This is a genomic window from Laspinema olomoucense D3b, from assembly GCF_025370785.1.
GTDB classification, from domain to species: domain Bacteria; phylum Cyanobacteriota; class Cyanobacteriia; order Cyanobacteriales; family Laspinemataceae; genus Laspinema; species Laspinema olomoucense.
The window spans coordinates 158364-170624 of sequence record NZ_JAMXFA010000007.1 but is presented as its reverse complement, the minus strand read 5'-3'; the positions used below and the strand labels follow the sequence as shown (position 1 = coordinate 170624).

Below are 12261 nucleotides of genomic sequence, written 5' to 3'. Positions count from 1 at the left end.
TGAAGCGCAACTCGTAGGAGAAATTTGTTCTAGCTTTGGGACAAAATGGGGGTTTGATAGCCGCTAGTTTTCACCCAAAAAGCTCATTGTCTTGATGGAGAGTGATTGATTCAGGCATTCAGGACCTAGACTGGCCCTGGGAAGGCGGATAGGGGAATATATGCGTATGTCTTGACAAAGGGTGTGAACTCGGAGCTCGCGTTGAGACGGCATGACCCCTGACCCCTGCTGAATTCGCGATCGCCCTCTGGGTGATCCCCTGTGCAACTGGCGCAGAGGAGGGGATATCTCTGAGGCACAGATGGGCAAGATACACTAAAGAGGAATGCCCAATATCTGGGGGGTTAGGTTACAGTTGAGACACCATTGGGCAGATTGTCTAGGGAATGTCTGCGATCGCCCCAGTTAAAGAGGCGAAAGCAGTCACGTTATTCTAGTAATTACTCCCAGGGAACACCCATTTTTCGATGGTGGCTCGATTTGACAGAGGGACTCTTTGCAACGCCCCAGTTCATCCCCGATTTTGCCACGCAATCTCGGAAAAAATATAATCATGATTGGGTCTACAAGTCTTTATTTTAAGTCGCTTGACTCGGGTCCGGGTGATTAAAGCTAGGGACTTGTGGACAGGTGACCGTTAATGGTAGTTTAAATAAGAGGTAGAAAAAAATCAGATGAGCGAATTAAGTTGCTACGAACAGTTAGGAGTCTCAGAAAACGCTTCGTTTGAGGAAATCCAAGAAGCCCGCACTCGCATGAGCGAACTGCATAGTGGCGATCGCAAACAAATTGATCTCATTGAAGCAGCTTATGATGAAATTCTGATGCAGCGTCTGCGGCAGCGTCAAGAGGGCAAAATTAAAGTCCCGGAACGGATTCGCTTTGCTGAACGGGAAGTCCGCACCATGCCTGCTGCACCCCCAACGCCGACAAAAGAGGGTCCAGCTTGGTTACAAGGACTGTTAGATACCCCCTCCCGGTCTGATATTATCTGGCCTGCGGGAGGTTTTTTTGCCTTGAGTCTTTTGAGTTTATTGCAACCCGCTTCCGCACCTTTAGCATTAGCACTGGGCGTTGGTGTAGGTCTTTATTTTCTCAATCGTAAAGAAAAGAAATTCGGTCGTGCTTTGGCGATCACCGTGATTGCCTTGCTGGGGGGATTACTGATTGGTGCGCCCCTAGGCAGTTGGTTAACCAGTTTGGGTGTGCTGTTCCCTGCCGATGGTTTAGCCGCGAGTTTTACCTTTTTTGTATTGTGGTTGGTTAGTAGTTTTTTACGGTAATCTGCTCACCCTGAATACTCAAATAAAAAAGGTAGAGAATAATGGAATTCTCTACCTTTTTTGTGAGGCTTTGAAATGGGTATCAGGAGCAGTCGTTTAACCCTTAATACTCCATGCAGTTGTCTCAAGTTGGTTCGATCTTAGCCCGCGCAGGCGGGCTTTGTTCCTGTAGCCCCACCCTTCAGGGTGCGGGTTTTTACAAACCTATTCCGCCGCTTGAGGCAGGAGTTCACGCTGTTCACCGGGTCGGACAATCACTTGACCTTCTTCGCCGATGTCTACGATCGCCGTCTCCCCATCTTTAACCCGACCCGAGAGGATTTCCTCGGCTAAAACGTCCTCTAACAGACGCATAATGGCACGACGCAGAGGACGCGCACCATAAGCTGGGTTGTAACCTTCTTCAATCAACCGTTCTTTAAAGCGATCGGTGACTTGTAAGGTAATTCCTTTCTCGGTTAAGCGGCTGAAGACTTCTTTCAGCATAATTTCCGAGATTAACTTCACTTCGTCCTTGACCAACTGACGGAAGACGATAATTTCATCCAGACGGTTGAGGAATTCCGGACGGAAGTAGTTTTTGAGTTCTTCATTGACTAAGCTGCGAATGCGGTTGTACTGTGCATCAGCTTGGTTTTCCGAGAATTCAAATCCGAGTCCACCGCCACCTTTTTCAATGACTTTAGACCCAATGTTCGAGGTCATAATCAGCAAGGTATTTTTGAAGTCTACCGTGCGACCTTTGGCATCGGTGAGGCGTCCGTCTTCGAGGATTTGCAGGAGCATATTGAAGACGTCGGGGTGAGCTTTTTCGATTTCATCGAACAGCACCACGGTGTAGGGACGACGCCGAACAGCTTCGGTCAGTTGTCCGCCTTCGTTATACCCGACATAACCCGGAGGTGACCCGATGAGTTTGGACACCGTGTGGCGTTCCATGTACTCGGACATATCCAAGCGAATCATGGCTTCTTCTGAACCGAAGAAGTAAGACGCGAGGGCTTTGGTCAGTTCGGTTTTACCGACGCCGGTAGGACCGGAGAAGATAAAGCTGGCGATCGGGCGGTTGGGGTTTTTCAGGCCGACCCGGGCGCGACGAATGGCGCGGGAGACGGCTTTTACGGCTTCTTCTTGACCGATGAGACGCTGATGCAGGGTGTCTTCCATGTGCATCAGTTTCTCGGATTCGGATTCGGTGAGTTTGTTCACCGGAACGCCGGTCCAACTGGCGACGATTTGGGCGATGTCTTCTTCGGTGACGACGGGGGAGAGTTCGCTGCTGTCGCTGACGCCGGTTTTTTTGTTACTGGCGATCGAGCGGATTTCGGCTTTAATCTCCATTTCGCGATCGCGCAGTTCTCCAGCGCGGTCAAAGTCCTGAGAACGCACGGCATCGTCTTTTTCTTTGAGCACTTGCCGCAGTTCTTTATCCAGTTCTTTCGCTGCTGGAGGCAGTTGGGAGTTAATCAACCGCACCCGGGAACCGGCTTCATCTACCAAGTCGATCGCCTTATCGGGTAAGAAGCGATCGCTAATGTAGCGATCGGACAGTTTGGCGGCAGCCTCCAGGGCTTCATCGGAGATTTTCAGTTTGTGGTGTTGCTCGTAGCGATCGCGCAAACCAAACAGAATCTCAATAGTTTCATCCACCGTCGGTTCGCCCACCATCACCGGCTGGAATCGGCGTTCTAAGGCCGCATCCCGCTCGATATGTTTGCGATACTCATCTAAAGTGGTCGCCCCGATACATTGCAATTCACCCCGGGCTAAGGCCGGTTTGAGGATGTTTGCCGCATCGATCGCCCCTTCGGCTGCACCGGCCCCAATCAGGGTATGCACTTCATCAATGACCAGGATGACATTCCGCGCCGAGCGGATTTCATCCATAATTTTCTTCAGGCGTTCTTCAAATTCGCCTCGATATTTGGTTCCGGCGACCAGTAACCCGATATCTAAGGTGACGACCCGCTTATCTTCCAGGATATCCGGCACGTCGTTGTTGGCAATCCGTTGGGCCAATCCTTCGGCGATCGCCGTTTTACCCACCCCCGGTTCCCCAATCAGCACCGGGTTATTCTTAGTCCGACGACCCAGAATCTGGATCACCCGTTCAATTTCTTTCTGACGCCCCACAACCGGATCCAGCTTGCCTTCGGCAGCCATTTGGGTCAAATTCGCCCCAAACTCATCCAGGGTGGGAGTCTTGGTCCGGGCGTTGCTGGCTCCAGAGGTCACCTCAGCGGTTTCTCCCAGCATCCTAATCACTTGCGTGCGGACTTTCGAGAGGTCAACCCCCAGGTTTTCTAGGACCCTAGCTGCCACTCCTTCGCCTTCGCGAATCAATCCCAGTAGCAGGTGTTCAGTGCCGATGTAGTTATGGCCCAGTTGACGCGCTTCTTCTAGTGAAAGCTCCAGAACCCGCTTGGCTCTAGGCGTAAACGGAATTTCCACTGCCACGAAACCGGAACCGCGACCAATAATTTTTTCGACTTCAATGCGGGCATCTTTGAGATTAACCCCCATTGACTTGAGCACTTTTGCTGCAACCCCGGTACCTTCTCCGATGAGACCCAGGAGGATCTGTTCGGTACCGACGAAGTTATGTCCCAGGCGGCGTGCTTCCTCCTGGGCCAGCATAATCACTTTAATAGCTTTTTCTGTGAAGCGTTCAAACATGGCTTAATCCCTTTACCGACACATTTGGCGCGTAAGAACCTGCTTTCTACCCTAACTGAGATAAAACTACAAGCACATCGCCCCTCAAGAGTATTCTTTTGAGTAGCTCAAGTCCCTGGTAATTTCCTCACCGTTATGGTTTGAATAGCACCTTCAGAAGCATTCCACCATCTCTGAACCCTTTAATCTCTCTGTCCTAGAGGAGTTGCCCTAGTTACGAGTTTTGAGTTATACTGTGCGTTTGGGTATCGCAATCGTTAACTCTCGACTCTTGAGAAAAGCAGGGGATTCGGAAGGGGATCGGAAGGAGGATTTGAAGGCCGAAGCCCGTTGGCTTTGAGTCAATATCCCGCCATCCCTTTGGTACTTTGACCTTAAGCATAGCAAAACTCTTCGTTTTCGTGCTACCGCTTTTGGACTGGGCAAAGTTTTGGTGTTCTGGGATGGTCCGGCGATCGCTCGCGTCCCGGATTAGGGCTATGTACTCCCAAACCGGGTTGTCCACTTCCAGTCCCCTCCCCTTGCCAAAGGGATGCATCAGATGTGGGCCCCCTTTTTTCCCGGGGTAAACAAACCTTAATCCCTTATTCCTCAATAACTTCAATCCTTAAAACTCGGAATATTTCCGCCCTGAAGGGACCCAACCCAACCCAACCCGGGTCACCGCGAGGGATACCGAATCCCCACTCCGGTGATCACAGTCCTTTAGAGTTCCTTCCCGAAGACAACAGCGATGACTAAAATTTTGCTCTGGGCTCACTTTTGGGCTACCCATTCAAAGGGATTTATTAAACCTCTTGCAAAATAACCGATTGTTCCCCCTTTCCCCCCCTTGGTAACGCCAATCGGCTTTTTATAATTTTGCAAGAAGTCTATTGTAAAGGATTGCCATTGAGATGAAATGTCAACCCCTGGGATCTATTGATTTAACGAACTTCGCCAAACTTGTTCGGGGGTTTACGACTTTCGTTTACAAGGATTTATTTACCGGATTCGGTCCCTCAAGGATTCGCCCTTTTAAACCTTTCCGACTTAGCTCGTTTTGCCCGGTTAGCCTGAGAAATTCCCTTTACAAATATCAATCAGGCTCAAACAATTTCTGAATACCTCAAAAGGCATTATCTGTTCTGCAAAAATATTGAGTTAATCCGGTTGGACGAAACCTTTACCTAAAATACTCATTCAAGTTGGCGCGGCCAGTCTAAAAATTGCAAAATCTTTTCTATCTTTACATAAAACGAAGTCTGGTTTGGATTTAATTAGGAATTTTCCTAAAAAAAGTTTTGCATTATAGGTTTGGCAGAATTGGAAAAGCCCCCCTTGGAAAGGGGGGTTGGGGGGATCTCTGAGAGAAGATTTTATTTTTTAGAGTTCGCTTAATTATATTTTTTATACTTAAAATACCCACTTCTCCCTCTCCTCTTAGAGGAGGGTCTGAGGAGGGGTGGTTCGGGGGGAAAGGCGGTTAGGGTAGTGTGGGAGAGCGAGCAAACATGAGATCAGACTACCTGACTCTAATTGAAGTGGGTGCAGGAGGATAAAATTCAGGATAATTCCTGGGACGATCGCCCTAAATATCGCCCGCCCTCAATCAACTCAAAATAGCGCCAATCTCCGATTTTAACACAATGTGAGAAACAATAGCGGCATTACTGACGAATAGCCCGTGATTTCCCAACGCCGAAATCGGCGGAGATTTTAGGGGCGATCGCCCTCACGGGATAAACAGATTGATAGCATAAGGAATTAAGACTATTTTGTAGGGAGGGAAAAGATGAACCCAGATTATAACCGACCCGATCGCGAAAATGCGACCCAACCCCCATCCGGGCTTGCCGATGAAGAATACCCCACTCGAATCCCAGAACAACCGTTAACACCCCCTAATCCTGGCATTCCCAGAGGCGATCGCGCGTATAGTCCCTCTGAACAATCCCGGAACCCTGCCATTGATGAACTGCGACGGGAACAGGAACGGCACCTTCAAAACCTGGGGGAACTGCGACAAGAAGAGGCGCGATTAAGCCGACAGCTTCAGGACTTACGACAACAAGAAGAATATATCAACCGACGAATTGAAGGAATCCAATTAGAAGAAGAGGAACGGCGCATTGCTGACATTAGACACCGACTGGCTTTAAGCAAGACCAATCAAGTGATTTACTATCTCATGGGAGCACTGGGAGTTTTATTAGTTTTGCGGGTCGTATTGCGACTATTAGGTGCTAACCCAGACAACCAGTTTGCCGGATTTATTTATGCCTTATCCTCTCCCTTTGTCACGCCCTTTGAAACGCTATTTATAACCCCAACCTTTGGAAATTCTGCTTTTGAAATTAACGCTTTAATTGCGATCGCAATTTATGGATTACTGACTTGGCTGGTGATTCGGTTACTGCAATTAATTTGGACTTAACCCCAATTGATTCCCAGTGGGGTGGGAGCAAACCCCCTAAAAATAGGAGAGAGGCAACCCCACCGGGATTGCCTCTACAAAATATGACCGTTGATGATTGAACGGGCTTTTATTAAGGGGTGTTGGAAGCAGTCAAGTCCGCCGGACTGGTTAAGGTGGCAGCGGGGACGGTTTTCCCCATAGAGGCTTGCAACATGAAAGTCCTAGAAACGGAATTATTCGCCAACGTAAACAGGGGATTGGACAGAATCCCAGCGAGGGAAGTAGCAATCACCGTGAGGATTAAACCCACTTGGAGCGATCGCATTCCCCGGAAATTCCAGCTAATTTCGGGATAATTTCTGACCGCCTCGGACATTTCTTGCGGTTCCTTAACCACCATCATCTTGACAACACGGATGTAGTAGTAAATCGAAACCACACTGGTTAATAAGCCCAGCAACACTAAGCCATAAAGACCCGCTTGCCAACCGGCCCAGAACAGATAAATCTTTCCGAAGAATCCCGCCAGGGGAGGAATTCCACCGAGGGAAAGTAAACAAATACTTAACCCCAAGGTTAACAATGGGTCTTTTTGATACAGCCCCGCATATTCGCTAATTTGATCCGTTCCCGTGCGGAGGGTGAAGAGAATCAAACAGGTGAAGGCACCCAAGTTCATGAATAGATAAACCAGCAGATAAAAAATCATGCTGGCATATCCGGCATCGGTATTGGCAATTAAACCAATCATCACAAAACCTGCTTGTCCAATGGAGGAATAGGCAAGCATCCGTTTGAGACTGGTTTGAGCCAGGGCCACCACATTACCCAGGACCATACTGAGGATGGCGAGGGCGGTAAATACAAAATGCCACTCTTCTTGGACGAGGGGGAAGGCTGTCGTTAGCAGACGAATCGCCAAGGCAAACCCTGCTGCTTTAGAACCCACAGACAAGAACGCCACAACCGGGGTGGGAGAGCCTTCGTAAACGTCGGGGGTCCATTGGTGGAAGGGAACCGCAGAGATTTTGAAAGAAATCCCGGCAATCACAAAGACAAGGGCAATCACCAGTCCGATGGAGGGGCCGGTTCCAGAAGCCGCCATCCCAGCCGCGATCGCACTTAAGCGAGTTTCTCCTCCCGAAAGTCCATACAACAGAGACATCCCATAGAGAAACACTGCCGAAGAGGCAGCGCCAATCAGCAGATATTTTAAAGCCGCCTCATTAGAACGGGGATCCAGCTTCATGTAACCCGTGAGCAGATATGATGAAATACTCAGGGTTTCTAAAGACACAAAAATCATCACCAACTCATCTGCCCCGGAGAGGAACATTCCTCCAAGGGTTGCGGTGAGCAAAATCATCAGAAACTCGCCCATTGCGGTGCCAGAGTTTTCCACATAGCGGATCGACATCAAAACGGTAACCACCGCAGACAGGGCGATAATCCCGCGAAAGATCACGCTCATGGCGTCCCCATTGAACCCACCGAGGAACGAAATCGGGTCCGTGGCATCCCATTGATAAACCAGCGCCACCAGGGACGCCAATAGACCAGCGATCGCCATGTAGGGGGTCACCTTCAGTGATTCCCGCCCCACGATCAGGTCATAAACCAGGACCACCAGCAGGGTCACGATCACAATTCCCTCTGGCAAAATTATTCCAGCATTTAACTGGGCGGCAAGATTAGCAAAGTTCATAGGAAGTTATGGGCAGATACAATACAATCACTCAGCATCAAGTTGGTGCAGTTCGTGCATTAGGAATTCTTTACCTCTTGCATCTTACCTTGATATCCGCCCCAACCCCTCGAATTGCCCCAACTCCTCTAGCTCAAGCCCGGTGATCCCTGAGGGCATTGATTCATTTGAGCGGACGGGTTTCCGTTGAGAGCAACGCCTAAAACCCCTTGCAACCTGGGATAAAGCCGAAGTCCTATGGGCGACTTGTTCACCCCCTTCCTCATTTTTGCCTCCGGTTTTCTCCGCTTGTGCTAGGGTCAATTTAGGGAGCTTCTCCCCAAAGCTATGGACCGGCGATGGAAAAAACTCTAATCCGAGTGGGATGTTAAGTCGCCCTTGATCAACCCCATCATAGATATAGAGGAGATCGGGAACCCGGGCGATCCAGAACCGAGGCGATCGCCTCGTTCAAGTCCTCCGTCCGGGTAGAAGTCACTCTCAGCCTCCTGCCTCAAGTCCCCAGGACCGAACGGCCCATCTCCCGATACCGCAACTCGATCAGGGTGGCGAAATCGGATATCAATCGCGATCGGCACGGATTCCCCGGCAGCCATCCACTGCAAAGACCGGGCATCCCTCCTCTTGAATCAGAGGCAGCCAGACTCCAGCTAGATGCCAGCGAGACTGATGCCCCCTTTCCCGATGCCCCTTGACATCTCCCCCAAAAAGCTCTAAAGCTGACGTTCTACAAAGCTGCTATCCCCAAAAGGTGCCATGTCAACCCTCGTTATCGTCGAATCTCCAACCAAAGCCCGCACGATTCGGAACTTCCTGCCGAACGACTATCGCGTAGAGGCATCGATGGGTCACGTGCGCGATCTGCCCTCCTCTGCCGATGAAATTCCCGAACAAGTCAAAGGGGAAAAATGGGCGCAGCTTGGGGTCAATGTAGAAGCCGATTTTGAGCCCCTCTACGTCATCCCCAAAACGAAGCAAAAAGTCGTCAAAACCCTCAAAGATGCTCTCAAAGACGCCGATGAGCTGATTCTGGCAACGGACGAAGACCGGGAAGGAGAAAGTATTAGTTGGCATCTGCAACAAGTGCTCAAGCCCAAGGTGCCGATTAAGCGCATGGTGTTTCACGAAATCACCCGGGAGGCGATCCGTGATGCCCTCAACAATTGCCGCACGATTGATCACCAACTGGTCCACGCCCAAGAAACGCGGCGGATCTTAGACCGATTGGTCGGTTATACCCTCTCGCCCCTGTTGTGGAAAAAAATCGCCTCGGGACTCTCTGCTGGTCGGGTGCAGTCCGTGGCGGTGCGCCTGTTGGTACAACGAGAACGGCAACGGCGCGCCTTCCGTCAAGGGTCCTATTGGGATTTAAAAGCCCGCTTAGTTCAGGCCAAAACCCCCTTTGAAACCAAACTGGTCACTCTAGGCGATCGCAAAGTTGCCACGGGTAGCGATTTTGATGAATCCACTGGCCAAATTATCGCCGGTCGCAATGTCGTCCTCCTCAACGAAGCACAAGCCAGGGCCCTGGTTACCCAACTCACGGGCAAACCTTGGCAAGTCGCTAAAGTTGAGGAACGTCCCACCACCCGGAAACCTTCCCCTCCCTTTACCACCTCCACCCTCCAACAGGAGGCCAACCGCAAACTGCGGTTATCGGCAAGGGATACGATGAAAATTGCCCAAAGTCTCTACGAAAATGGGTACATCACCTACATGAGAACTGACTCGGTGCATCTGTCAGAACAGGCCCTCACTGCAGCGCGGACCTGTGTGGCAGAAATGTACGGGAAAGAGTATCTCAGCCCCAAACCCAGGCAATATGCCACCAAGAGCAAAGGGGCCCAGGAAGCCCACGAAGCGATTCGTCCGGCGGGAAGCAGCTTCCGCACCCCGCAACAAACTCCCCTCTCGGGACGGGAATTACAACTGTATGATTTGATTTGGAAACGCACTGTCGCCAGCCAAATGGCCGATGCCCGTCAAACCATCGTTGTGGTGGATTTGCAGGTGGAGAATGCCGGATTTCGGTCCAGTGGTAAACGGATTGATTTCCCAGGATTTTTGCGCGCTTATGTGGAAGGGTCGGACGATCCCGATGCGGCGTTAGAGGACCAAGAGGTGATTTTACCGGCGTTAAAAGTGGGCGATCGCCCCAACTGCCAAAACATCGAAGCAGTCGGCCATGAAACCCAACCCCCGGCCCGCTATACCGAAGCTTCCCTGGTCAAAACCCTAGAAAGCGAAGGCATCGGACGTCCCAGTACCTACGCCAGCATCATCAGTACCATCATCGATCGCGGCTATTCCATTCTTAAAGGGAATGCCTTGGTCCCCACCTTTACCGCCTTTGCCGTCACCGATTTGTTGGAAAAATACTTCCCTGAATTGGTAGATCCGGGCTTTACGGCGAAAATGGAACGAACTCTGGATGATATTTCCACCGGAGAAGCCGCTTGGTTGCCCTATCTCCAGAAGTTTTATCTCGGGGAAAATGGCCTGGAAACCCAAGTCAAGCAACAGGAAAGTGCGATCGACCCCAACCAAGCCCGTAGCGTCGAATTGGAGAACCTAGACGCCAAAGTTCGCATCGGGCGCTATGGTCCCTATATTGAAGCCGACAATGGTAGTGGGGTCGTCACCGCCTCCATTCCCAAGGACCTCACCCCTTCCGACCTGGACCCCGAACAAGTCCAACTGATTCTCAAGCAAAAAACCGAGGGACCGGACCAACTCGGTACCGACCCCAATACCGGCTTGCCGATTTATATCCTGATTGGCAAATATGGCCCTTATGTCCAACTCGGAGAAGCTACGGAAGAGAATAAAAAACCGAAACGGGCTTCTTTCCCCAAAGGCGTCACCGCAGAAAACTTGACCGTAGAACAAGCAGTGGGACTCCTCTCCTTACCGCGAACCTTGGGAGTTCATCCCGAAAATGGCGGGAAAATCCAAGCGAGTTTAGGGCGATTTGGACCTTATGTGGTGTGCGATCGGGGGAAAGAAGAGGGCAAAGAATATCGATCCTTAAAAGCCGCAGATGATGTCCTCAGCATCACCCTATCGCGGGCTTTAGAGTTACTCGCCGAACCGAAAAAAAGCCGCAGTAGCAGCAAAACCAGCAAAGCCAAAGAACCCCTGCGGGAACTCGGCAAACATCCGGCAGATGACGAACCCGTAAACGTTTACGACGGTCCTTACGGACCTTATGTCAAACATGGGAAAACCAATGCCTCTGTACCCGAAGGCACCACTGTAGAAGATGTCACCCTGGCACAAGCGATCGAACTGCTGGCGGCCAAAGCCTCTACTTCTAAGAGTAAGAGTAGTAGCAAATCCAAAACCAGTAGCACCAAGTCAAAAACGGGGACAACTAAGAAGAAATCCACAACTTCTACGGCGAAGAAAAAGAGTTAACCCCTGAATTAAGGGTGCGTGAAGAGGAAAATAACGCACCCTTTTTTGATAGCTTATGGGGTTAATAGGACCATACCCCTCTAAATTTGGGGTATAATCAAACCAAACCTAACCTGCGAGTTGCTATGACTTCTACCCTCAGCCAACGCACCTATACGGTTGATGAATATTTAGCCCAAGAAATTGCCTCTCAGGATCGTCATGAATATCGTAATGGAGCCCTTGTTCTGATGCCCGGTGGTACTCCCAATCATAATCAAATTACCTTGAATTTGGCTGGTTCCTTAAATTTGGTGTTGCGACGCCAACCTTATCAGGTCTTTATCGCCGATCAACGCCTTTGGATTCCGGACCGGAGAATTTATACTTATCCTGATGTGATGGTTGTGGGTCAGCCGGTAGAATTGCAGGAAGGACGCAAAGATACCATTACCAATCCGATTGTTATTGCGGAAGTGTTATCCCAGTCTACTCGCAGTTACGATAAAGATGAAAAATTTGCAGCTTATCGGAGTCTTTCCAGTTTTCGGGAGTATTTGTTGATTGACCAATACACGGCCCATATTGAACATTACACCAAAACTGAGGACCAGGCTTGGCTATTTCGTGAGTATGATAGCCTAGAATCAACGGTCTCCTTTCAATCCTTTGAATTCTCCCTATCATTGGTTGATTTGTATGATAAAGTCGATTTGGTAGCCGAAGAAGTGAATGCGGAGCCTGATTTAGAACCGAGTTAGGTTAGGGTTTTATCGTGAATAAGCTTGCTGTTCTTTAAGGGT

The 12261-nt window shown here is 50.0% G+C and carries 6 protein-coding genes; 4 read left to right on the top strand and 2 right to left on the bottom strand.

Annotation, left to right across the window (positions count from 1 at the left end; genetic code table 11):
- Nucleotides 1–674 precede the first annotated feature (674 nt).
- Nucleotides 675–1283 (top strand): CPP1-like family protein, encoded by a 609-nt coding sequence (locus NG792_RS07255; protein ID WP_261196673.1) that lies wholly within the window; start codon nt 675–677, stop codon nt 1281–1283.
- A 204-nt stretch (nt 1284–1487) separates the two neighbouring features.
- Here NG792_RS07255 and NG792_RS07250 read toward each other — a convergent pair whose 3' ends face one another.
- A complete protein-coding gene (locus NG792_RS07250; protein ID WP_261234962.1) occupies nt 1488–3959 on the bottom strand; it encodes an ATP-dependent Clp protease ATP-binding subunit in 2472 nt (823 codons plus the stop codon).
- A gap of 1774 nt (nt 3960–5733) precedes the next feature.
- Here NG792_RS07250 and NG792_RS07245 point away from each other — a divergent pair.
- Complete coding sequence (locus tag NG792_RS07245) at nt 5734–6375, top strand: YggT family protein (RefSeq protein ID WP_261196669.1); 642 nt, start codon at nt 5734–5736, stop codon at nt 6373–6375.
- Between the two features lie 112 nt (nt 6376–6487).
- On the opposite strand, the gene NG792_RS07240 is transcribed toward NG792_RS07245, so the two are convergent.
- Nucleotides 6488–8062 (bottom strand): NAD(P)H-quinone oxidoreductase subunit N, encoded by a 1575-nt coding sequence (locus NG792_RS07240; RefSeq protein WP_261196667.1) that lies wholly within the window; start codon nt 8060–8062, stop codon nt 6488–6490.
- Nucleotides 8063–8818: 756 nt separating this feature from the next.
- Between NG792_RS07240 and topA the strand changes: the two genes are divergently transcribed.
- Both topA and NG792_RS07230 read left to right on the top strand, forming a co-directional pair.
- Entirely contained in the window at nt 8819–11479 is a 2661-nt protein-coding gene (gene topA / locus NG792_RS07235) for a type I DNA topoisomerase (protein ID WP_261196665.1), read from the top strand.
- A gap of 125 nt (nt 11480–11604) precedes the next feature.
- Nucleotides 11605–12219 carry a Uma2 family endonuclease gene (locus NG792_RS07230; RefSeq protein WP_261196663.1) on the top strand — a complete coding sequence of 205 codons (615 nt, stop codon included), beginning with the start codon at nt 11605–11607 and terminating at the stop codon, nt 12217–12219.
- Nucleotides 12220–12261: the final 42 nt, after the last annotated feature.